The 24,134-nt window shown below is 50.1% G+C and carries 17 protein-coding genes; 7 read left to right on the top strand and 10 right to left on the bottom strand.

All coding sequences use genetic code 11. The features are described from left to right. Positions 1-207 precede the first annotated feature (207 nt). The 6 genes from AC1DE7_RS17125 to AC1DE7_RS17100 form a co-directional block, all read right to left on the bottom strand. Positions 208-1,935, bottom strand: coding sequence for a glycosyltransferase family 2 protein (locus AC1DE7_RS17125; protein ID WP_477534853.1), 1,728 nt, complete (start codon positions 1,933-1,935; stop codon positions 208-210). 66 nt (positions 1,936-2,001) lie between these two features. Beyond that, positions 2,002-2,649 carry a GT-D fold domain-containing protein gene (locus AC1DE7_RS17120; RefSeq protein ID WP_245838402.1) on the bottom strand — a complete coding sequence of 216 codons (648 nt, stop codon included), beginning with the start codon at positions 2,647-2,649 and terminating at the stop codon, positions 2,002-2,004. 899 nt (positions 2,650-3,548) lie between these two features. Next, positions 3,549-4,280, bottom strand: a complete 732-nt coding sequence (locus AC1DE7_RS17115) for a sugar phosphate nucleotidyltransferase (RefSeq protein WP_477534852.1) — start codon at positions 4,278-4,280, stop codon at positions 3,549-3,551. Further along, complete coding sequence (locus tag AC1DE7_RS17110; protein ID WP_047841258.1) at positions 4,277-5,050, bottom strand: glycosyltransferase family 2 protein; 774 nt, start codon at positions 5,048-5,050, stop codon at positions 4,277-4,279. The genes AC1DE7_RS17115 and AC1DE7_RS17110 overlap by 4 nt, the downstream gene beginning before the upstream one ends. Further along, positions 5,050-6,162, bottom strand: a complete 1,113-nt coding sequence (locus tag AC1DE7_RS17105) for a glycosyltransferase family A protein (RefSeq protein WP_339185834.1) — start codon at positions 6,160-6,162, stop codon at positions 5,050-5,052. Before AC1DE7_RS17105 ends, AC1DE7_RS17110 begins: the two co-directional genes overlap by 1 nt. Before the next feature lie 41 nt (positions 6,163-6,203). After that, the gene (locus AC1DE7_RS17100; protein ID WP_477534907.1) at positions 6,204-7,169 is read right to left on the bottom strand and encodes a glycosyltransferase family 2 protein; all 966 of its coding nucleotides are present in this window, start codon (positions 7,167-7,169) and stop codon (positions 6,204-6,206) included. A gap of 442 nt (positions 7,170-7,611) precedes the next feature. On the opposite strand from AC1DE7_RS17100, the gene AC1DE7_RS17095 reads away from it, so the two are divergent. Then, positions 7,612-7,884, top strand: a complete 273-nt coding sequence (locus AC1DE7_RS17095) for a hypothetical protein (protein WP_477534851.1) — start codon at positions 7,612-7,614, stop codon at positions 7,882-7,884. A 44-nt stretch (positions 7,885-7,928) separates the two neighbouring features. Next, positions 7,929-9,494, top strand: a complete 1,566-nt coding sequence (locus AC1DE7_RS17090; RefSeq protein ID WP_036673412.1) for a M4 family metallopeptidase — start codon at positions 7,929-7,931, stop codon at positions 9,492-9,494. Positions 9,495-9,664: 170 nt separating this feature from the next. On the opposite strand, the gene AC1DE7_RS17085 is transcribed toward AC1DE7_RS17090, so the two are convergent. Beyond that, a complete protein-coding gene (locus AC1DE7_RS17085) occupies positions 9,665-14,860 on the bottom strand; it encodes a WIAG-tail domain (RefSeq protein WP_477534850.1) in 5,196 nt (1,731 codons plus the stop codon). A gap of 515 nt (positions 14,861-15,375) precedes the next feature. Here AC1DE7_RS17085 and AC1DE7_RS17080 point away from each other — a divergent pair. Together AC1DE7_RS17080 and asd are read left to right on the top strand one after the other, a co-directional pair. Next, positions 15,376-16,506: a YheC/YheD family endospore coat-associated protein gene (locus tag AC1DE7_RS17080; protein WP_076211131.1), complete on the top strand. Its 1,131-nt coding sequence runs from the start codon at positions 15,376-15,378 to the stop codon at positions 16,504-16,506. Positions 16,507-16,591: 85 nt separating this feature from the next. Further along, entirely contained in the window at positions 16,592-17,383 is a 792-nt protein-coding gene (asd, locus tag AC1DE7_RS17075; RefSeq protein WP_036605808.1) for an archaetidylserine decarboxylase, read from the top strand. 347 nt (positions 17,384-17,730) lie between these two features. Here asd and AC1DE7_RS17070 read toward each other — a convergent pair whose 3' ends face one another. Further along, a complete protein-coding gene (locus AC1DE7_RS17070) occupies positions 17,731-18,516 on the bottom strand; it encodes an AraC family transcriptional regulator (RefSeq protein ID WP_036605807.1) in 786 nt (261 codons plus the stop codon). Between the two features lie 178 nt (positions 18,517-18,694). Continuing rightward, positions 18,695-20,152 carry a MocR-like pyridoxine biosynthesis transcription factor PdxR gene (gene pdxR / locus AC1DE7_RS17065; protein ID WP_477534849.1) on the bottom strand — a complete coding sequence of 486 codons (1,458 nt, stop codon included), beginning with the start codon at positions 20,150-20,152 and terminating at the stop codon, positions 18,695-18,697. A 155-nt stretch (positions 20,153-20,307) separates the two neighbouring features. Here pdxR and AC1DE7_RS17060 point away from each other — a divergent pair, with 155 nt between their 5' ends. The 3 genes from AC1DE7_RS17060 (at position 20,308) to AC1DE7_RS17050 (ending at position 22,745) form a co-directional block, all read left to right on the top strand. Next, positions 20,308-20,925 carry a pyridoxamine 5'-phosphate oxidase family protein gene (locus AC1DE7_RS17060; RefSeq protein WP_315370510.1) on the top strand — a complete coding sequence of 206 codons (618 nt, stop codon included), beginning with the start codon at positions 20,308-20,310 and terminating at the stop codon, positions 20,923-20,925. 178 nt (positions 20,926-21,103) lie between these two features. Next, positions 21,104-22,402, top strand: a complete 1,299-nt coding sequence (locus AC1DE7_RS17055; RefSeq protein WP_091020859.1) for an aminotransferase class I/II-fold pyridoxal phosphate-dependent enzyme — start codon at positions 21,104-21,106, stop codon at positions 22,400-22,402. A 217-nt stretch (positions 22,403-22,619) separates the two neighbouring features. Beyond that, positions 22,620-22,745: a YjcZ family sporulation protein gene (locus AC1DE7_RS17050; protein WP_206759599.1), complete on the top strand. Its 126-nt coding sequence runs from the start codon at positions 22,620-22,622 to the stop codon at positions 22,743-22,745. Between the two features lie 169 nt (positions 22,746-22,914). On the opposite strand, the gene AC1DE7_RS17045 is transcribed toward AC1DE7_RS17050, so the two are convergent. After that, a complete protein-coding gene (locus AC1DE7_RS17045; protein WP_477534848.1) occupies positions 22,915-24,132 on the bottom strand; it encodes an ABC transporter permease in 1,218 nt (405 codons plus the stop codon). Positions 24,133-24,134 lie beyond the last annotated feature (2 nt).

The following is a 24,134-nucleotide window of genomic DNA, read 5'->3' as shown; positions in this document are numbered from 1 at the left end:
GGAATCGAAAAAATCTGGGGATAACAGCGATTGGAAGGTTATTCTGTCATCGTAGTGTCAGTATAAATAATCTTTGGTTCAAATTATATAGTTACCATCTCATATGTAATATTCGGATGCGGAATGAATCAGAGCGATTACACAGGGTACCGCTACATTTTCCATTCCGCATCATGCTGCTGATTCGCATAAACAGATCGCCTGACATTACAGATCTGGGTTCAAGAGCTGAGGTGGGGCGATAATGGGCCAGCCTTCTTCCATCGAATTCAGTTGGTCCGCAGACACGCTGATAATATGCCCAGAATGTACACCCCAACGTTCTGCCGCATAGACCGATACAAATCGTCTCCGCTTGTCTCCACTGATCTGATATCGAATCTCGGGTGCATCCACTGCGGCAACAATACTTCCTTCTGCCCATCCATGGTGAGAACCATGAACCGCTGTCGTATGCACCTGTTGTGATTCCCTCGGCCATCCTTGCACGTCCCCCGCTGATATCAGTGCTTCTCCGGCAGGAATGGCGAGCAGATCCGGCTTGGCAACCTGAACAGGAGATATTCCACGCGGTACAGGGATGTTCAGCTTCCGCCGCCGACCGCCGGTTAAAGTATAGACCTCTCCTTTGGCATCGGACAGGAACGAACCTTCCGGGTAGAAGTCATAACTGTGTCTGAACTGTAATGTCGGATCTTGGCTGCCCTGCGTTGAGATTCGCTGACGCGGATCCATTGGGTGTGTTTCACCATCCTCTTGTTGACCGGATGGGGTACCAGAGGTTTGTTGTCTAGCCAAGCGGGAGGTTTCGGCAACCAGCGCATGGGGATCTCCCCACTTTTGGCTATAAAACTGCTCGTTATCCTTATTCACTACAGCAAAATCTTGCTCACCCAAGGCTTTCATACTGACACTTCCAAAGTGGTGGATAAAAGCATCCCCGGCTACCGCAAGTTGGTATCCTGCCAGCTTCACCCGGATGATCCAGTCATCATCTTCGAAATTGCCCACCGCGTACCCTTCGTCCAGATAACCTACCCGTTCCAGCAGCTCCCGTGAGAACAGCCAGCAGAATCCGACCAGGCGATCGGTTATTCGATGTTTGTCTGCATCCGGACGATTATGTGTGGCGGCAAAAGGCCACATCTCTTCTACCTCACGGTACGGAACCTGAATCTGCTGATCCCCGCCAATATAGTTGGTCACCGGACCCACTACACCAATCTTCGGATCACTGGCAAGACAAGTCATCATGTTATCCAGCCAGCCTGGAGTAACGAGCGTATCGTTGTTCAACACGATGATATGTCGTCCTCTCGCCATCATCAGCCCATGATTGACACCTCCGGCAAACCCCCGGTTCTTATCCAGGGATGCCACCCTCACCATGCCGCCTTTGCGGAGCATGGCCTCGGCAGTTCCATCCTTGGAGGCATTATCCACAACAATGATTTCGAAAGGGGCAGGGGTATGTTTCTCGATACTGGACACACATTGTAGCACATACTCCCGCTGATTGTACGTGGGGATAATGATGCTAACTCCTTCAAAAACAAGACCAAACGAGCTCTGTCCCTGGCGGACACCTTCGTTGTATCCTCTGGTATACCCCTGTTTGTAGAGCCTGGCGCCTTTGGGTGTGCGCCTGCTTTTGCCTTTACGTCTGGATTTCCGTATTGAGCGACGACCTGCTACATGCAGGACTGCCATGTCAGATCGCGAGACATCGTGTTGTGTGGCACGGCAGGCCGCTTTTTTTTCGCTGCTTATGCTGCCATTCCTGTTGTTTTCACTGCGGCTGTTGTCACTGTGAGTGCTGATATTTGGAGTGATGTTGTGATGACTGTGACCTTTTCGACGGACAACATTTCGAGCATTAACCTTGTTGTTACGACCATGACGTCCTTCCCCGCGCTGTTGATCGGGTGTGTTCATGTTGCTCCCTCCATTTCCACTTGTCCGTGAGGCCAACACGCACATAACCAGCCCCCGGACGGTCCACTAGAGTTGAAGCTCTCCTGTTACCAGTTTGTCAGCCAAATGTCCAAAATCCAGAGCGACCTTGCCGAGTTCACCTGCAATTCGCCGACACAGAATGACCGCCGGAATTCCCGCCGCCACCAACGCGATATCAAAAGCATGTTCTGCGGTTTGCTGCATCACCTTTGGAATATCCATGACTCCCGCCACAGAACCAATGATGCCTGTGACATGAATCCCCCGGTTATGCAGCAGTGCCGCAAGCTCTGGTGCCTGGCTGCCTATGAGCAGAACCCGCCGTCCTTGCAGTAAGGGCAACACCAGGCCGGACTGATGCAGACTGTAATTGATCGTGGAGCTGGTCAATTTCAACCGGGACCAGTCGATCCCGAAGTGGCGCAATACCGGGAATAACAGCCCCTGGAATGTCGGTGCCCGCGAGATCGGCACGCCAACCCAGTCGGCGGCCTGTATGGCTTCCGCAAGCATCGCGCGGATGTCGGGGGTTGAGCATGGCACCCCTGCATAGGGCAGAAACGGTGCCAGCTCCTGCACTTCGTGGCCTGGCAGCACCGTATCGGCTGCCAGCGTGAGCAGTTCGCCATCTCCGAGGCGAACGACAGACAAAGGGCGCTGCGCATCCAGCGCCGCCGTGATGTGTCCAGCCATCTCATGCGGGCTGGACAGCCGGGCCAGGCTGGGCGCGTATTGGCGGAATCCCGCCGCGATCAGATCTGCCGCCGCCACGGCAGGCAGAATGTGATCCGGCGGGATGTGCTGCGCCACCAGCGCCTCCCCGCCGGCGAATACGCCGTCGCGGTAGCCCTCGGCGTAGCCGCCGGGCACGGCCTCCGCCTGCACTGCGTGCTCCGCGGGCGGAGGCGGCAAGCCCTTCGCGCTGCCCGCCTTCGCGCCGGCAGCGCCTCCCCGCCCCGCGGGGGCGACACCCTTCGGGTGTGTCGCCTGGCGCGGGGCGGGGCCAGCACCGCTGGCAGGCATCGCCTGTGGCGTGCTCGCTTGCGGTGCTGGCATGGGCGCACGGCGCATCGCCGTGCGCTGCTTGGCGCGGGCAGCGGCACGCCGGCCCCGCGCGGATGCCGGCCTGCGCCCAGCAGTGGCCTGGCGCAGGCCGGCTTTGCCTTTGCCGGTGCGGCTGGCTTTTGCCGCTTTGCTCGCACTCGCAGAGCCAGCTTTGCCTGCTCTGCCAACAACACTGCCTGTGCTGCTCGCTTTCCTTGCACGGACCTTATGCGATGCGCCGGCAGATGTACCCGCTTTGGTCAGGGTACTCCGTTTCCCTGACTTCACACCTCTGACTCCAGCAGACCCTGTATCTGTTGCTGCCGGAGTGCCACTGCCCATAAATACGGCCGGGTGGATGCCCCGGGGCTTACCCGACACGGAGACCCTAGCGGCCCCGGTGCGTGTCACTACTCTCACGCCATTCCCTCCTTTGGCATGCACGAGGATTGTCGCTGCGCAAAGCGCCGGAGCATCCTTCCAGCTCCGGCGCAGAGTGTTCTGCTCCCATGGGGCACCGCACAGCGGCAGCATCAGTCGCATATATTTTAGGGCAATTGTCCTTTCATACGGACAGCTGCTTCCTGGAGCGATTCAAATGTACCTGCATCACTCCAGTATTTCTGCAAAATGTCGTATTCCAGTCCACCGGCAGACGCATAGTGATTATTCACATCCGTAATTTCAAGTTCTCCGCGCGCAGACGGCGCAATATTGCGAATCAGGTTAAATACATGATCGTCATACATGTATATGCCCGTCACACAATAAGAGGTTTTCGGCTGGCTTGGCTTCTCCTCAATGTACGAGATTCGCTCTGGATGCTTTGAATCAAAAACAGGCACCCCGTAACGTCGTGCATCATCCACCTCTTTGAGCAGAACTCGTGCTGTACCAGCAGGTTGCTGCATATAACGGTCCACATAAGGCTTCAGATCATCGCTGAAGAGATTATCACCGAGAAGCACAACGAATTTTTCGCCAGGAAGAATAAAAGAAGTTGCCAGATCCAACGCTTCCGCAATCCCGCCTGCCTTTTCCTGAATGCGATAAGTCAACTTCACGCCATGATCTGCTCCGCCACCAAGATACTCTGTATATAACCCGGCGGAATGTTTGTTGATCACAATCAATAGTTCATCAATGCCTGCCTGGCGGAGCCTGTCGATGCCATACATAATCATCGGATGTTTACCGACTGGAAGCAGATGTTTGTTAATGAGCCGGGTCAGCGGATACAGTCTAGTTCCTGTTCCGCCGGCAAGAATTACACCTTTCATTCCACGTTCCCTCCTTCATCGGATATGTCCATATATTCAAGCGGATCGACATGCCATTTGTTCATAAAAATCGAACGATTACGCTCAAGCAGCTGTTTCCACGCTACCGGATCTGTCTTCTGGAAGCTGGCACTTCCCTGATGGTGCACGAGAACATCTCCACATACCAGCAGGCGATATCCCTGCAATCTTGCTCTATAACAATAATCGTCATCCTCATAGTGTCCCGGAGAATATGCCTCGTCAAGCAGCCCAACTGATTCCACGACATCTCGTTTCATCAGCATGCACAGACCGACGATCCGGCGTACTTCCCTCCACCTTGAAGAATCCGCAACATTATTGGAATTGGCCAACTCCTGAAAATGTTCCATGTCCCGAAACTGCAGTTTAATCTGCTGGATGCCGCTTGCATAATTCGTAACAGGACCCGTGATCCCAATACTTGCGTCACTGTACAGAGCCGTTCGCAGGTTCTCCAGCCAACGGGGCGTGACCGTAACATCATTGTTCAACAGCAACAACTCATCCCCGCAAGCTGCACGAAGTCCAGCGTTACACGCTGCCGGAAACCCCCGATTGTCCGGGAACCTTACAAATCGAATTCGCTCCAGCGCACAATATTCAGCCGTTCCATCCGTCGAACCGTTATCTACCACGATAATTTCATATGACGCAGGATCGCCCGAGTATTGCCGTATGGCATCGATGCAGGGCCTGATCAGATCCAGACCATTGTATGTTGGGATAATCATACTCGTCAGTGTCATTAGGCGTTCCTCCTGTAAGCGACTTCTACACGGGAGAGTGTATGTGCCTGGGCTGGATTCCAACCTGTACCCAGCAATGTAGCCAGTGCCTCCAGATGATCTCCGATGATCAATTTGGCGACATCATTCCCACTTCCCGTGTTACCAGGACGCAACCGATTGGAACGAATAACATCCACCTGACTTGGTGCCGAGACGTTCATTCCATGCTGAATAGCTAGACTTTGTGCCTTAGGTGGAACGGCCAGTGATGCTGGCTTCACGGTCTGAATCATACGACGAGATAATGCATGAGGCACGGCTGTCATGGAATTGGAACCAAGATCTGCCCTGCCTAATGTTCGGTTCAGATATGCTTTGATCCGGCTTACCTCATCCTGCCCTGCAAACGCAGGCAGCAAAGACGTCAGATTATTCAACGCCACATCCTGTCCCCGATCAACCGCGAACAGAAAGGGTGCAAGCTGTTCAGCCGATACGACCATATCTCCATCCACAAAAAGTACCGTCTCCGCATCCGTCATCTTGGCTCCAAGTGCCCGGCCCACATCATGTCCTGCCCGATCCGGTTCATAGATTACTGTAAGTCCCGGCTGCCTTAGCACCTGCTTCAAACTGTCATCTGTCGTTCCATTCAGTACCACAATAATATCCGTCAGAGGCAGCCGCTTTAGTTGCAATAACACCTGCCCCAGTGTGTGTTCCTCATTACAGGCACAGACAACGGCAACAGCCGAATGACGAAGAGGTAGCGGCACGATCTGGAATGAATGTCCCGAGGCCTGAGCATAACCCTGCATAAATGCCTTACCTGCCTTCAGAGCTAGCTCGAAGTTGCTTAGCTCCGCAACGTTTGCCGCGTGTGCATTCCATACGAGACGTGCATGTTCTTCTGATACTGTGTTGTTCGCCTTTGCCTCGCTTCCTGCAACTTGCCCCGCTTTCCACATCAAGTGCAGATTTACTGGGCCAGACTTTGCTCGGCTTCTTCTTTTTTTTTGAATATCTACATGTTTCTTGTTCCTATGACGCTTGTTCATTACTGTTCTTCCTGCTGTCGTTTGTCTACTTGTTGTCCGCCTGCGGCGGACAACCCCTGAACGTCCCTTCATTTCCTCACCTCCAGCATGCTGCATCATACGATGCGACATGCTTACCTCGCCAGGTTGCGAACACGTTTCAGATCGGTATAACCTCCGCGGGGACCGAGCGTATCCGTAATCCACTTAATCGCTGCCATATGATCATTCAGTACCACTTGACTGAGCGGATCAGGTCCGCTTCGCTTTTTGATTCGTACTGCATTCATTCTACCCACAGGTACGTGATGAACAGCGCGTACCCGAAGTCCGCCGATCACTGCCTTGGCTTGTGCAAGTGGTGGAACTTCCAGTGAGGATATCCCCATGACCTCAAGTCCTTTTCGGCTTATTGCATGTGGAATAGCTGTCATGGATGCCCCCCGGAGATCGGATCTTGCGAGTATGCTGTTCAACATGTGTTTGGCCTCCACTACCGGATGAACAGGATGATGAGTGACCGGCCCATGGTAGTCGTTAAGCGCCACATCCGTTCCATTCAGCACAGCCTTCACGTAAGGGGCAAGGTGCTCTGCGGGAATTGCGATATCTGCATCAGTAAATAACAATACCTGACCGCGCGCCTCCGCTGCGCCTACTTTTCGTCCTCCATCATGCCCCAGTGCTTCGGCATACGTGAACACTCGTGCTCCAGCCCGTTTGGCTGCGTTTGCCGTACCGTCTGTTGAACCATTCACAACGACAAGCACTTCAGCATCACGGCATATCCGCCGCGCTTCACGGACAACTGCACCAATCCTTTTCTCCTCATTCATAGCAGGGATAATGACCGAGAGCATCGGTCGCTGAGAACCCCCCCTGTGTGAAGGAGCATCACTCATGCCATTTTCCGCTCCATTCTCTACTCCATCCTTAGCCTGTGACATCAGCTGTTTGGATGGAATAACGAACGTATAGGCCTTTGTACCCTTTTTGTGTCCAGACTTCCATCTTCGTTTCTTCAGCACTGTTTTTCTTCGTGTCACATTGGTTCGGGTTGCATAACGTGCTGTGGTACGGGTTTTGCGCAACAGTTTCACCTCCCGCATTCGATCATCGGCATGCCAAGGGAGTACACGTTATTCTATGTATTCGTGGAGCAGTGGAAACGGCGTTTGTCCTTGCACTAAGCAGGTTCTCCCTGTGAACACGAGGGTACAGGCCTTGCTTTTAGACAAAATACGTCAAATTATATGAAAAACGCTACCTCTCCCCTACTTCAGACACAAATTTAACAAAAATCTAAAATTGTATCTTTTCCAAAGTTTTACATTGTGATAATATACGTTCCAAGCAGTTTTATTTACAAAAATAACCTTGTGGTGAACATAAGTTCCCCTATATTTTTTAAATCAATTTATTGACCTTAGGTTGATTAGATTATGACCTCATTCACAGAACTTGTTAAGCAGATACATTCTACTCTTGAGAGGAGTGATGCCGTTCAGAACACACTGCCTTTGTCATTTACGCAAACCCGGATTGAACACCCCAGTTTTCCGTGAACGTATCTTCTACCTGCGCAATTGGACAACCCCCGGCTTTCTGAAAGAGGAACACAATAGACGATTAAACCTTCGGGTTGAACTGAATAAACGGTTATCCTGTTTGTTTGGTGTCGTGCTTAACACTTCCCGAGCTAAGGCCAAGCCGATTTTGTTCCAATCGTTTCTTGTCTCATTCCACGCTTCAGGTCTAGCCCCACGCTCCGCGCTGCCCAAGTTGCAGACGGAATTCCAACCGAGACTGGCATGAACATTTTCCAACCAAAAATAAGTTTAAGAATGGGAGAGTTTACTATGAAATTTGCCAAAGTTATGCCAACAATTCTTGGAGGAGCTCTTTTGCTCGCTTCCGTGTCCTCTGCTACTGCAGCTCCAGTGTCTGATCAATCCATTCCACTTCAGGCCCCTTATGCCTCTGAGGAGGGTATTCCATTGAACAGTGGAACAGATGACACTATCTTTAATTATCTTGGACAGCAGGAACAATTTCTGAATTCCGATGTGAAATCCCAGCTCAAAATTGTCAAAAGAAACACAGATACATCTGGCGTAAGACACTTCCGCCTGAAACAGTATATTAAAGGTATCCCGGTTTATGGTGCAGAACAGACGGTCCACTTGGACAAAACCGGAGCCGTGAGCTCCGCACTTGGCGATCTTCCGCCGATTGAAGAGCAGGCCATTCCGAATGATGGTGTAGCCGAGATCAGCGGAGAAGACGCGATCCAGATTGCAACCGAAGAAGCAACCTCCCGGATTGGAGAGCTTGGTGCCGCGGAAATCACACCTCAAGCTGAATTGAACATCTATCATCATGAAGAAGATGGTCAGACGTATCTGGTTTACATTACGGAAGTAAACGTACTGGAACCTGCCCCTCTACGGACCAAATATTTCATTAACGCAGTGGATGGCAGTATCGTATCCCAGTTTGACCTCATTAACTTCGCTACTGGAACAGGTACAGGTGTACTTGGAGATACCAAAACCCTGACAACCACCCAATCCGGCAGCACCTTCCAACTGAAAGACACCACTCGTGGCAATGGCATCCAAACGTATACGGCAAACAATGGCTCCTCACTGCCTGGTAGCTTGCTTACAGATTCGGATAATGTATGGACCGATCGTGCAGGTGTAGATGCTCATGCTCATGCCGCTGCTACGTATGATTTCTACAAAAACAAATTCAACCGTAACGGTATTAATGGTAACGGATTGTTGATCAGATCAACCGTGCACTACGGCTCCAATTACAATAACGCCTTCTGGAACGGGGCACAGATTGTCTTTGGTGACGGAGATGGAACGATGTTCCGATCCCTGTCTGGTGATCTGGATGTTGTGGGTCATGAATTGACGCATGGTGTTATTGAATATACAGCCAATCTGGAATATCGCAATGAACCAGGTGCACTCAATGAAGCCTTTGCCGATATTTTCGGTAATACGATCCAAAGCAAAAACTGGCTGCTCGGTGATGATATCTACACACCTAACACTCCAGGAGATGCGCTGCGCTCCCTCTCCAACCCTACATTGTATGGTCAACCTGACAAATACAGCGATCGCTACACAGGCTCACAGGACAACGGCGGTGTCCATATCAACAGTGGTATCATCAATAAAGCCTATTTCCTTGCTGCTCAAGGCGGAACACATAATGGTGTGACTGTTACCGGAATCGGCCGGGATAAAGCGATCCAGATTTTCTACAGCACACTGGTGAACTACCTGACACCAACGTCCAAATTTGCCGCTGCCAAAACAGCTACCATTCAAGCAGCCAAAGATCTGTACGGAGCAACTTCCGCTGAAGCTACTGCTATTACCAAAGCGTATCAAGCTGTAGGCCTGTAAAATCTTATTTTATTGTAGTTCAACTTATAATGTACTCATCCTAATGGTAACAAAACGTTCAGACACCCCTCACCGTCCGAACGGATTAAGCTGATATCAATCAAAAGCGGTGTCCCGGACAACCCTGGACACCGCTTTTGTCATTTGTTTATTACGGATACAATCCTGCACTATCCTTGCGAAGGTCCCGCAGCAATCCATGACAACAATCCGTACGTATGCTTGCAATCTGCTGTACGTGACACTTCAAGTACCGCTTCATCCTCACTCTGCGAGAGCAAGGAAATCTGGAATCCCCGATCATTACTCATGCCCACAATCACATAATGTTCTGAAGCAAATGATTCTTCAAAAACAACAGTTACCTCTGTGCATACTTCACTCTCTGGCAGTACAAAAGCTTCCATTCCGAATTGTTGTACAACCGGTTGTTTGCTTACGCTGCGAACGGGCTGGAAGGCCAGATGTTTGGCTTGAACTGCCCCCGATTGCAACTGGCTGCTGCCCACGGTATCATCACAGAGATGCTCCTGTTTAATCGATTGTTCACTTAACATAAACTCCGTAGTTCCAGCGATCTCCTGTGACTGTTCAAGCTGTGGTTGCTGAGCCTGTTCTGCCGGCTCTGTTGTGAACAAAGCTGCCGGTAGTTCGCCAAGCTGATCTGTTTGGGATACCAGCTCTTGTTGTTGCTCCAGACCAGCACCCGGTATTGCCTCGACGATTACCTGCTGTGATTGCTGTACACCTTCATTTTCTGGTTGAAGCAATCCCTCTTGTCTTTTGATAGTTGCCAGTTGCTCCAGCGTTTCTCCACTGAACTGACGGATCGCATTCCATATCTCTTCGCTCAGATGCGCTGGACCTACAATCCCCGCATTCAAATGATTAGAGGTAATACTCTGCTCACTCAGTTTGCTGCCGTTCACGCTGCCATCGGCCAATTTGGCACTGGTGACAGACCCATTTTGCAGATGAACCCCGCTTACTGCTTCCTCTTCCAGATGAGTTGTGCGAATGCTGCGTTCTTGAATATGATCAGCAAGAATGGTTCCATCCTGGATATGACGAGTTTGCACACTTTTGTCTGCTATGTGGATAGCCGATACCGCACCTTCAAGCAATTTATTACCGTTTACACTGCCGTCAKCCATTTTGGCACTTGTTATGGAACCATTGTGCAGATGAATCGAACTTACCGATTCGGCTTTGAGGTGGGAGATTCCAATGCTTCGCTCTTGAATATGGTCAGCATGTATGGCTTTCTCTTGGATATGACGCGATTGCACACTTCCATTGGCAATATGGACATCCGACACCGCATCTTCAAGCAGTTTGTCGCTGCTCACACTGCCATCCGCCAGTTTGGCACTCGTTACAGATTCATTTTGCAGATGAACCGCACTTATTGCTTCCTCTTCCAGATGGAACGTACCAATGCTGTGCTCCTGAATATGATCAGCAAGGATCGCTCCTGCCTGGATATGGCGAGTTTGCACACTTTCCGACGCGATATGGCTCCCCAATACAGTATCTTCGAGCAATTTGCTGCCGCTAATGCTACTGTCAGCCAATTTGGCACTTGTTACGGACCCATTTTGCAGATGAACCGCACTTACGGCTTCCTCTTCCAGATGGACTGTGCCTATGCTTCGCTCCTGAATATGACCAGCATGAATAGCTCCTGCCTGAATATGCCCGGATTGCACACTTTCCGATGCGATATGAACCCCGGATACCGTACCTTCGAGTAACTTGCTGCCAGTTATACTGCCATCCGCCAGTTTGGCACTCGTTACAGATCCATTTTGCAAATGAATGGCACTTACAGACTCCTCTTCCAAATGTGCTGTGCCGATGCTCCGCTCTTGAATATGATCAGCATGAATGGCTCCTGCCTGAATCTTACTGGATTGCACACTATCGTCTGCAATGTGGATATCTGATACTGCACCTTCAAGCAACTTGCTGCCGGTTACACTGCCGTCGGCCAACTTGGTACTTGTTACAGATCCATTTTGCAGATGAATGGCACTTACTGCTTCCTGTTCCAAGTGAAGCATGCCAATGCTGTGCTCCTGAATATGGTCAGCAAAGATTGCTCCTTCCTGAATATGGCGGGATTGCACACTTTCCGATGCGATATGGATTCCCGACACCGCATCTTCGATCAACTTGCTGCCCGTTACACTGCCGTCGGCCAGTTTGGTACTGATGACAGACCCATTTTGCAGGTGAATCGCACTTACTGCTTCCTCCTCCAGATGGGTTGTGCCGATGCTCCGCTCCTGAATATGGTCAGCATGAATGGCCCCTGCCTGAATATGCCCGGTTTGCACACTTTCGGACGCAATATGAACCCCCGATACGGTTCCTTCAAGCAATTTGCTGCCGTTGATACTGCCATCCGCCAGTTTGGCACTTGTTACAGATCCATTTTGCAAATGAACTGCACTTACAGACTGCTCATCCAGATGAACTGAGCCAATACTGCACTCTTGAATATGATCAGCAAGGATTGCTCCTTCTTGGATATGATGGGTTTGCACACTTTCATTGGCAAGGTGAGTAGCCGATACGCTTTCTGCGGCTAATTTGCTGCCATCCACACTACCCGTTGCTAGTTTGGAGCGTGTTACAGATTCATCCTGCAAAATAATCGTACTTACCGCTTCTTCTTCCAGATGAGATGTTCCGATGCTGCGTTCATGGATATGATGAGGAAGAATTTCACCATCTTGAATATGACGGGAATGCACAGCTCCTTGCTGCAGGTGAACAGCACTTGTCGACTCTGCCTGAAGATGCAAACCACTGATCAAACCTGGCTGAAGGTGGGCCGCTGTAATGGATAAAGGTGCCAGATGGTCTGTTTCGACAGATCCGGGTGCCAAGTGATGCGATGTTACCACCTGTTCAGCAATATGCTCCTCATGAATGATGTCTGGCTTCAGATGCTGTGAGCTCACTACTTGAGTCCCCAAATGGTCAGATTTCACGCTGCCTTCAGCCAGATGGACGGATTGTACAACGGATGGCTGCAAGTGCTCGCTACCTACAGCAGCCTGTTGCAGTTCTGTCCCGGATACCGAGTCTGCTGTCAAATGGTCCGCACTTATGGAGCCATGTTGAAGTTTGTTGCCGGTAATACTACCATCAGCAAATAATTCCGGCGAGCGTATTTCTTCCGACAAATGTTCCAGGGAAACGGCATGCTGCTTCAAGTGATATCCGCGAATGGTTCCTGCTGGAATATGTTTGGCGTTAATACTCTCTGCCATAATCTTGGAAGAAGTCACGCTGCCGTCTGCCAATTTAGCTGACGTGACAGCAAAATCCGCCAGTTTATCTGTGGCAACACTTTCTGGTGAGAGCTTGGGGGAGGTAACCGCATGATCTGTTAGATGAGGCGGAAAAATGGACCCGCCAGCCAGCTGGGCTGAAGTTACACTATCAATAGCCAATTTGTCTGTTGTGACCGCGGCCCGTGCAATCGCATCCGTTTCAACACTGCCCGGCTGAAGATGAGGTACACCTACGGCATGTTCTGTCAAGTGTTCCGATTTCACTGCATAAGGTCTCAGGGCCTCGGAACCCACGCTGCCTGGAGCCAGATGTGTCCCTGTGACTCCACCACTCGCAAGATGCGAGGATATAACACTTCCCGGGGCAAGCGCTCTGCTACTCACCGATGCCGTTCCAAGCTTTTCTGTTGTCACACTTCCATCCGCGAGTTTAACGTCTGTAACGGCAGCATCCTGCAATTCATACGTACCCACGGCCGACTCTGCAAGATGCCGCTCACACACCACGTCGTCTGCAAGAGCGTCTCCGGACACACTTCCGGCAGATAGATGAGCTGCCTCGATGCTTCCACTTGCAATGTGAATAGAGTGAATTGCGGAATTGTCCACATGTACCGGCGTAATTCCCCGATTCGCAATGTGTTCAGCACGAATGGACCCTTTGGCAAGATGTTTACCCTGTACGGCTTCATCCGCAATTTTGGAAGAAATGACGCTCTGATCAGAGATCTTGGATGCCGTAATGGACTGTTCCAGCAATTTTGCTGTTCCAACAGACTGGTCTGCCAGTTTGCTACTGGTTACTGCACCTTCTGTCAAATGCTCACTGCCCACTTCTCCATTACCAATCTGCTCCTTGCCAACGGAATGAGCTCGAATCTGACTTGATCCGATTGAACCGTCCAGCAGATGTCTTCCAGTTAGTGAACCCTCAGCTAAATGTCTTGTTTGTATGGATCCATCCTCTATCTGGTCACTTCCAATACTGCCATTTAATAGTTGTGAACGACCGACAGAACCTTCTGCCAGATGTGTCTGTTTAACAGCACCTGCCTGAATATGGTGAGACTCGATGGAGTGTTCTTCGATTTTGCTGCCTGTGACAGCAGCTTCACGAATTTTGGTTGTAGTCACTGCATCGTCAGCCAGTTTGGAGGTATTCACAGCTCCTCCCGTGAGATGCCTTGTATCCACCCCGCTAATCGCGATCTTGTCTCCAGTTACGGCATGATTCTTGATTAATTCTTCCGTTACCAGCATGCGGCTGAGATGTCTTGTGCTGATGGAGCCGTCGGCAATTTTGGCCGAATCGATGGCCTGGTTGCCAAGCTTCTGAGAAGTAATACTGCCATCTCTGATTTTCTCGCCTGCAATAGAAGCATTTCGTATTTTGTGACCAGACACAGAACCGTCAATCAGGTGCTCCTCAGATACAGACGCTTCCGCAAGTTTTGCTGAAACAATGGCCCCGTCTGCAATGTGAATGCTGGTCACCGCATAATCCTGCAATGCTTCACTGCCGACCGCATCCGGTTTCAGCTTGGAGGCATCTACAGAGAAAGGAGCCAATTTGCTCTCCGTAACAGCAAATTCACTCAAGTCGTCCGTGTAGATGTAATGTCCGGTATGACCCGGCATCTGGTTCTGGTTCAGGATCTGCAGCCGGTCCTTGTTTGTTGTTTCTTGCTTGATGATACCCACCTCTTCTTCCATAACAAGCGGAGCCACACTGCTAACCTGAATCTGCTTATCCGAGCTATCTTCGGTCTCGATTTCCTTGCTATCAGACTCTACGGGTTCCGGCTTGATTTCGGCTTCGATCTCCAACTCTTCCAGCTCATTTGTTGAAGAAGGTAGCTCCATTGATTCGAATAGGAATTCTTCCGACTCCTGAACAGCTCTCGAATCCCTTTTATTCGTATTCAAGCGTTCTTCCCTATTCACAGTGAAACCTGAGTTCATCTTGTCTGCCCGGCGATCAGTCAGTTCCAATTCCTTGTATTTCGGGCTCACATGCCGCAGTTTCGGCGTTGGAACCTTCTTTTTGCCATTTTTACTCATGCAGCTTGCTCCTTCCTCTAACGTTCGTCTCCGGCATCATATGCTTCCATATGGGCATCTGCCACTTCATTTATGACTTTTGCGGATTCCAGAGCACGAATGTACAGGCGTCAAGACAGGAAGGTTCGATGATCTTCGTGGAAATAGGCGTGTCAGGGCTGCAGAGGAAAGGCGGCTGTCCACGCCCCCGTCCCAGTCATGTCATAGGATATTATATCTAGGTCGTGTCTGAAAACTCGCTGAAGTGCATCTTTCACCGTCTTTTCGCCCCCTGCTGTGTCACTTTCCCTTGACGTGCCCCGGCACGCCTGCGGAAAACTTCCTTGCTTGGAACGAAGATTCGGCAAAACCTGCTTCCTTCAGAGTTTTAGACACGCCCTGAGCAAGCACTAGTGCTTGGCGATGCATCTTACACACCGGTCTGCGTTATCGCGATGTCTGAGCCATGCGGTGACAGGCCGGCATTCCATGAATGGACGATCCATGGTCGCGATAACATCGAAGGAGGAACGGTCATGCTCCAAGAAACGATCGGCATTATGTTCGATTCACGCATGTACCGGGGGATACCGGCCGGAAGGACCGGTCAGGAATCACTCGCGAATTATGAACAGGCAGCGGCCAGTTATGGATTAACTCCCTGCTTTTTGAGGCTGGAAGATATCGATTCGGATCAAAAAACATGTCTTGCCTATGTAAAAAAAGAAGGCAGATATGTTCGCGAGCGCATGCCACTGCCCTCCGTCATTCATAACCGCTCACTCCAGCTTCGCCGGACGGAACAGCATCAGATTACCAAGCTGATGTTGCAGGGTATTCAGGTATTCAACGTTCGCAACCGGTACCGTAAAGATCACATTCATGACATGCTTCAGCAGGACCCCGCCTTGAGAGAACACCTGCCCCATGCGGTTAAAGCTACGCCGGAATCTCTGGCCTATATGATGGAACAACATGATGACCTCGTCATCAAACCATGTAGCGGTAGCATCGGTCATGGTATTATGCGAGTCTTTGAGCGAGATGGACAGTGGAAACTAACCTGTGAGACGAAGGCTGCACGCAAAGGGTGGGCTACCTTCCGATTGAGCAAAGGACAGCTCCCTTCCGCCACCCTAAGGCGGATCTTTCGCCATGCTTACCTCATTGAAGAGCGTATCCCACTGGTACGTTATGAGGGCAGGCCGGTAGATTTGCGGGTATCTGTACAACGTGGCGGCGATGGTCTTTGGGGAATAACAGGCATGTTTGCCAAAGCGGCTCCTGCCCATACGTTTGTCAGCAATATCGCCCAGGGCGGTAAAGTCATGAAGCTCGCAGAGGCCCTTGGATTAGGGGAATCTGGCTTCGACCTGGCTCGACTGGAATACAGAATCGGACTCGTTGCCCTTCGAATTGCCCAGAATCTGGCGGCCAGTCTGCCACATCTGGCTGATCTGGGTCTTGATCTCGGGATAACGCGCAGCGGCCAGATCTATTTTATTGAATGCAATGGACGGGATCAGCGTTACGGTTTTCGCAAGGCGGGAATGTCGGAACACTGGAAGGCAACGTACAGCAAACCGATGGCTTATGGGCGTCTGCTGCTGGAACAGAATTCGAGAATTCCGAGACAACCGCAGACATACGATAGGAGACTATATTGATTTCGTGTGCATTCTGTGTCAATATTATGCAGAACGGCCGGTCTTGCCGGCCTTGAAGTTCGCATTAACCCTAAGGGGGATATTCATGGCAAAAACGCTGTTGCGATTAATGACCGAGCTTTCTTCGCGCAAATGGATCTCCCGGACCGTGGGAGCCTTCTCCAAAAGCCGGGGAAGTAAGGCATTTATCCCTTATTTTGTCCGGACCTACGACATCCCTGTTCAGGAGGCCGAGAAAGACTGGAAGGAATACCGTTCACTGAACGATTTCTTTACCCGCAAATTAAAGCCGGGCATGCGCCCGTTGGAACTTTCAGAGCATGCACTGATCAGCCCGGTAGATGCCAAGATTACGGCAGCCGGTCCAATATCTGCAGGGACACTCCTGAATGTTAAGGGACAAAATTATACACTTGCTGAATTATTAAACCATTCTCCCCATCTGGAGAAGTACAAGCACGGGTACGGGTTCGTCCTCTATCTCAGCCCTCGCGACTATCACCGCATTCATGCACCTGTCAGCGGCCGCAAAATAGAGAGCGAACACATCAAAGGCAAAGTTTATCCCGTGAATGACTTTGGCCTGACCCATATGAGATCCGTGCTTAGTCGAAACGAACGACTCATTACGTATATCGCACATGATTACGGTGAAGTGGCGGTTGTCAAAGTAGGTGCGATGAACGTGAGTAGCATACAATATGCTGATACGGACATAAGTACCTGGGCACAAGGCGATGATCTGGCCTATTTTGAATTCGGTTCCACCGTTGTTCTGCTGACGCAGAGTGGCACATTCGAACCAAACCCGGGCTTACAGCCAGGCGATTCGGTCAAAATGGGAGCATTGCTTGGTCGTTTAAAACCGAAGAACTAATGAGTCCATACGCAAATAAAGAGGATGGCGCAGCACCTGTAACCAGGTATTGCGCCATCCTCTTTATGAATTCATATTCATCCATATATACATGCAATACGAAGCTTCGCTCCGTCGTTATTGGTCTGCTGAGTTCTCCTCAAAACCACACATCTTGCAAGTCCTCTGCCGGTTTGAAGCGACGCAGACGGTTCCGGAAAATATTGCATCCCTTCGTAGAGCATCCCCGGTTGCGGACCCGACGTTTTCCGTTCATCACAAGTTCCCCCTTTTGGTCATCTGGAATGCTAGATAATTACCCTTGCATTCCAGACTTGAAACGGTTTCCTGTTTTTCTCATCAGAATTTTAACGAATCTCGGACGGGCTTTTGCCGGTATACTGCTTGAACTGACGACTGAAGAAGAAAATATCCCGGTAGCCCAGAGCATCCGCCACTTCGGTCACATTCATGCCGGTATGCACCAGCAGATGTTCCGCCCGTTCAATACGCATGCGGATAATATAAGATTGCACCGATGATCCCACCAGTTCCTTGAACTTAATCGAGAAGTATCGGGGCGATAAGCCAGCCCGCGCAGCCAGATCTTCCACCCGATGCGTAATCCCGGGATGCTGACGCACATAATTGGCGACCTCCTGGATCACATCGGACAACTGGTTGCTCACCTTTTTCTCCACAGGTTCTTCCGTATCGGCGCGCAGCAAATGAATCATCAATTGTTTCAGAATCAATCGGCTCTCTTCATCACGTCCGTACACATCCGATAAGAACAGTCTTACATAACGTGCCAGCAAATGCTCAAACTCCACCGTTTCCTGTACCTCACGATAGGACTGGGGAACGTCAGCAACAGGCACGTCCACATCAAAGTGAATATACGTAAGTACCAACGGTTTTTGCTTATTATGTGTTGCAGTAGGATGATCTCCTGGCCTGAACAAAAAACAACTACCCTTGCCAACTTCATACGACTGGTCATTCAGTACAAGCGTTCCTTCACCACTCCATACATAAAATAAATCATAGTTTTGCATCGGTTTTTCCCGTTTCTGCCACTTCCAGCCCGGTTCACAGACAATTTTGGCGACAGCGGGCAAAATAACAAATGATGACGGCGATGCCTGCAGCATGTCGCCACTCCCCCTTGATAGTTAATCTCTCTGCATATGGCATCATTCTGATCTGAATCTCACTTCTTCAATCCAGGCCATATGTATTTCAGTATCTTGCATGATTAAATACAACTTGCTCATATATAATCTCTGCCCCTACAGGAGCGGAATGTCTTATCCCATTATACAGCGGAATTCACCGAAACGAAAATGTACACTTCTCCCAGGCTAGCCGCATTCGCCGGATTCCCTCTGTCATCTCTTCTTTCTCCAGATGTGCAAAAGCAAAACAGGCCGCCGGATGACCTGAAGTCAGCCGATATCGCTCTGCATCACGGAACAGTATGCCATCCTCCTGAGCAAGCTTTTTAAATCGCTGATAACTGTCCACATCGCCATTCCAGGTAGCGTAGATATGCAGTCCTGCATCACCAAGCTGCATCGTGAATGCTTCCGGCCACTGTAGTTCCATCTCTCTGACAAAAAAATCATGCCGTTCCCCATATAACCGGGTTAACCGCCGTAAGTGTCTCAGGTAACCTCCTCTGGTCATAAACTTTGCCAGTGCGCGCTGCTCCAGCAGTGCCGGAGGTACCGGTTCATACAACGCCTTGGCGGCAAGCAGAGGTTCTACCAGACCAGGTGGCAGGACGGTGTAGCCAAGTCGAAACGAAGCAACCATCGTTTGTGAGAATGAACCAACGTAGATGACGCGCTGTTCACGATCAAGCACTTTGAGGGGTTCAATTGGTCTTCCACCCCATCGGAATTCACTGTCGTAATCATCTTCAATGATGACCGCATTCCGCTTTGAGGCCCACGCAAGCAAGGCACGTCTTCTGTCCAATCCCAGCACGGCCCCTGTTGGAAACTGCCGGGTAGGGGTGACAAATAACGTCTGTGCCTCCCAAGGCTGAGGAATAATGCCTGCGGCATCCATCTCTGCCGGGATGATATGCCCACCACAGGACTTGACGGCATGAGCAATGCCCGGATACCCCGGATTCTCTAATACAACTGCTGCCCCCTCTGCGATCAACAGCTGGGATAGAAGGGTGATGCCTTGCATTGAACCGCTGAACAATACAATCTGAGATGGTTCAGCCTGAATACCACGTGTCCATCTGAGATGGGAGGCGATGGCCTCACGCAGCTCCGGATCACCGGCTACACCGCTTGATTCTCGCCAACCACTGCGATGAACCGCAGCGAGTGCACTCTTCCACTCCCCTAACGGGAAATGTTCTGCAGGCATGCGCTGCATTTGAAAATTAATGACGGACGGCTTCGGTGAAGACATCTGAGTCCGCAGAACTTCATGTTGCGTATTCAACCTCTGTACCCGCTCACCCCAGGGAGACAGGTTGAGAACGGCTTCCTGTTTTTCATTTTCCTGAGTGGATAATGTTTCGGTGACAAATGTACCTCTTCCCCGATGTGCATGGACATAACCATCCGCAAGCAGCATGTCGTATACCTGAGCTACCGAACCACGTGACATCTCATATTGCCTTGCCAACTCACGTGTGGAAGGAAGCCGCGTGCCTCCCACCAATGTACCTGCATGAATGGCATCACGTAACGCATGGTACAATGCCTCATACTTATATCGATGCTGAAGTTCATAGGTATCCATCGGCAGCCACAATTCCATCTTGCACCTCTCTTCATTTGTCTTCATCTGTGATCCCCGACTAATTGGCCTACTAAAGTGAATGTAAATTGGATCTATTTCATTGTCAATGTATGAACTATTGTTATCCATAAGATATGGCGTTCTATTATACATTCAATGATGGGGGAATACACATGAGACGGAAAGAATTCACAGTAGATGAAGAACAGGAAATCACCGCATTTCTGGATCAGTGCTCCTTCGGGTTTCTGGGAACGGTCAGTCCGGACGGACAACCACGGGTTACACCGCTGAACTTCGTATATATGGACGGTTGCTTTTATTTTCACGGCAGTCTGGCTGGCGAGAAGATGAAACAGATCAAACAGGATTCGTCGGTCAGTTTCACAGTAGCTGAAGAGTTCTCCCTGATTCCATCCTATTTCAGTGATCCTGAGCTGGCTTGTCCGGCAACTTCTTTCTTCAAAAGTGTCATGGCCTTTGGTCAGGCTGAACCGGTTAAAGATCTGGACATCAAAGGTAAGGTACTGCAACGATTTATGGAAAAACTCCAGCCACAAGGCGGATATGTACCCATTGACGCTACTGACTCGCGTTATACAGGAAACCTCAAAGCTGTAGCCGTAGTCCGAATTAGTCCTGAACGGATCAGCGCCAAGTTTAAATTTGGACAAAACCTCTCCAGTGAACGATTCGATCATATCAGTGGTCAGTTGGAACAGCGTAATGAAGGAAGAGATACTGAAACTGCTGAAATGATGCGGAAATACTGTCCATTTCATCAGCAATAAGTTTCATTTCTTGAGGATTGCTCCAAGGTTGAATTCAACGATAACCCACCCGAAAACCCTCTGCAACAACGCGGTAAAGCGATATAACTGTCATATTGCGTAATTTCCGTGACGGGGGCATGTCAAGGTGATATAATGTTAGGCAGTTGAATCACAAAGACTTGGAAGGATGAAAAGAATGAATCCACTGGCTGAACAGTTGAACGAAAGTATTCAGACAGGCAGCAGTCACGTCTACTCCATGCTGTCACAGCTTGGCAAAGAAATTTATTTTCCTAAAGAGGGGATTTTGAGTCAATCTGCTGAAGCAGCAAGCTTGGCCAAGACCCATAATGCCACGATTGGTATCGCCCTGGAGGGTGGTGTGCCGATGCATCTTCAGGTTATTCAGGAGAAGCTGTCTGCATTCCAACCAAAGGATCTGTATCCTTACGCTCCACCTGCAGGCAAACCTGAATTGCGGACCGTTTGGAGAGACAAGATGCTGAAGGAAACGCCTTCTCTGGAAGGCAAAACGTTTGGCAATCCGATTGTAACCAATGCATTAACCCATGGACTAAGTATCGTAGCCGACCTGTTCGCCGATGAAGGGGACGCTGTCATATATCCAGATAAAAACTGGGAAAATTACGAGCTGACCTTCGGAATTCGTCGTCATGGCCAGTTGGTTCATTATCCCCTGTTCGATGATCAGTTGAACTTCAACAGTGATGGTCTTCTTCAGGCTTTGCTTGATCAAAAGGACAAAGGTAAAGCCATCGTGCTGCTCAACTTCCCGAATAACCCTACAGGTTATACGCCTGGAGCCGAAGAAGCAGATGCCATTGTGAACACGATTCTTCAGGCAGCTGAAGCCGGCGTTAACGTGGTTGCTGTAACAGATGATGCCTACTTTGGACTGTTCTTCGAAGATTCTATTCATGAATCCCTGTTTGGCAAACTTGCCAACATTCATCCACGTGTGTTGACCGTAAAAGTGGATGGTGCAACCAAGGAAGAATTCGTATGGGGCTTCCGCGTTGGATTCATTACGTATGCCCATGAAGATGCAGCCGTTCTGCATGCATTGGAACAAAAAACACTCGGTATTATCCGGGCAACGATCTCCAGTGGCCCGCATCCTTCCCAGACTTTTGTACTGGATGCGCTCAAAGCACCGGAATTTGAAGCACAGAAACAGGAGAAGTTCGAGATTATGAAAGGCCGCGCCAATAAGGTAAAAGCCATTCTCGATAGCGGCAAGTATGGAGATGCATGGGACTATTATCCGTTCAACTCCGGTTACTTCATGTGCCTGAAGCTAAAAGAAGTTGGCGCTGAAGAACTTCGAAGCCATTTGCTGCACAAATATGGTGTGGGTACAATCGCGCTGGGTGAATCGGATCTTCGAATCGCCTTCTCCTGTATTGAAGAATCCGGGTTGGAAGATCTGTATGAAACCATCTATCGTGGAGTTCAGGATCTGCGGACGACTTAGTTAACACAGACCTGTACCCTGAATGTTATAAGAACCCTTTGTATAACGGCGACGCTTCATGTCACTGAATATACGAAGGGTTCTTTTGTGTTTTATCAGCCCAAAAGCTTTAATTTCTGGCTTTACCGGGCATCGGCCCAATCAGCCTACCCCCACGGCACATAATATACGATGTACGCAAGGGCGTGCCAAACAACCACTTGAAAGGGGAATGACCATGTCTGGAGTTGAAGATACAAGAGGCGGTTATGGATGCGGCGGTTACGGAGGATTTACTAATACAGGTGCCATTCTCGTTCTGTTCATCTTGCTCGTGATTATCACTAAATCGTTCCTCTGTTAGTGCCAATACACACTTGCGCGAGAACCCAGTGATCTGATTGCATGATTCCATTACAGCACAAAGAAGGGTATACCGGGACACAGCCCGGAATACCCTTCTTTTGTTATCTTTTGTACCTCTCACTGGTGAACCCAATGTAATAATCCGAGTTGGTCCGGTGTCCGATCGTTTACTCGTCCTCTTCTTCCTTCAACCACTTGTTACCTTGCGAACGCCGCATGATCACAATCACCAGTATACCCAAAATAAGTGCTACTCCGGTGACAGTCAGTCCGCTTGCTCCGGCAGCCAGCATAGGCAACCACATGAGTAACGCAGCCAGTGCATGTAGATGGAATATGAATCCCAACACCTGAGAACGACGACTCTCACCCGAGATTGGATAGATCATAATCCAGAACGATTCACTATGACTGCGACGCAGCGCACCTAACTGAACACCTGCAAGCAACAGGAAGAACAGATACACCCCGACACCAAAGTAGCTGCCTGCTGTCCACCAGGATAGTAGCATGCCCAGTACAACTAGGCGTAACACGATTGAGAACACTTCGGTTCGAACAAACGTTTTGGTTATCAAGTAACGGTAAGCTTTCCCTGCATTCCAGGGAAGACCACTCCCCAATTTGCTAAGCCAGCGACGCGAACTTACTTTCTGTCCGGATGAAGGTACATCCACAAACCAGCCAAGCGTACGCATAACCCTGCCAGCCTGACCCTGCTCTACCTGAATCAGTCGTTCCCACGCAACACGATGTTTCACCGGTATACGCAAGGCGACGATGTAGACAACAGCCAGCAACAGCAGGAACCAGACGCTGCGCTGCGGTGGCTGCCACAGCCAAGCGCCAACCGCCAGCACTGCCAGAGCCCATCGCAAGAGACGATATCCTCTTGCTGCCCCGACCTGAACCATTCTTAGCTCTTGCCACGATCCATAACTGGACAACCCTTTCCAAAGCAACAGGAATACGATGAACCAGCCAAATGGCCGTGCATCCAGATCTGCTCTGACATAGAGCGGCCACAGTGTAACAAATACAAGCAACAAGCCCAGAGTTTTATAGATGATGCCCCGGGCAAAGCTGTTCTTCAAATATTCCTGCATCCGGTATTCCTGTGGTCGCAGGAACACAATATCTGCCGGAAGCAGATATGTACGATAACTGCTAAACAGCACTAGCGGTGCCAGCAGCAGCAATGCAACCCAGCGAATCGGAAATTCCGCCGGAATGTTCTGGACAAACGATGTATACCAGGCGGAGAACGCAATGACGAGAAATAAAAAGACCATAGCTACACCGCTCTGGATCACATAACCCAGATAAGGAAGAATTCCGTTCCAGAATCCTGTGCGTCTTTGCTTCCATAGCAGCTTGAGATCCATGC

The sequence above is a fragment of the Paenibacillus sp. 10L310 genome (assembly GCF_056395745.1).
Note: the sequence above shows the minus strand (reverse complement) of the source record. Positions and strands in the feature narration are given on the sequence as shown.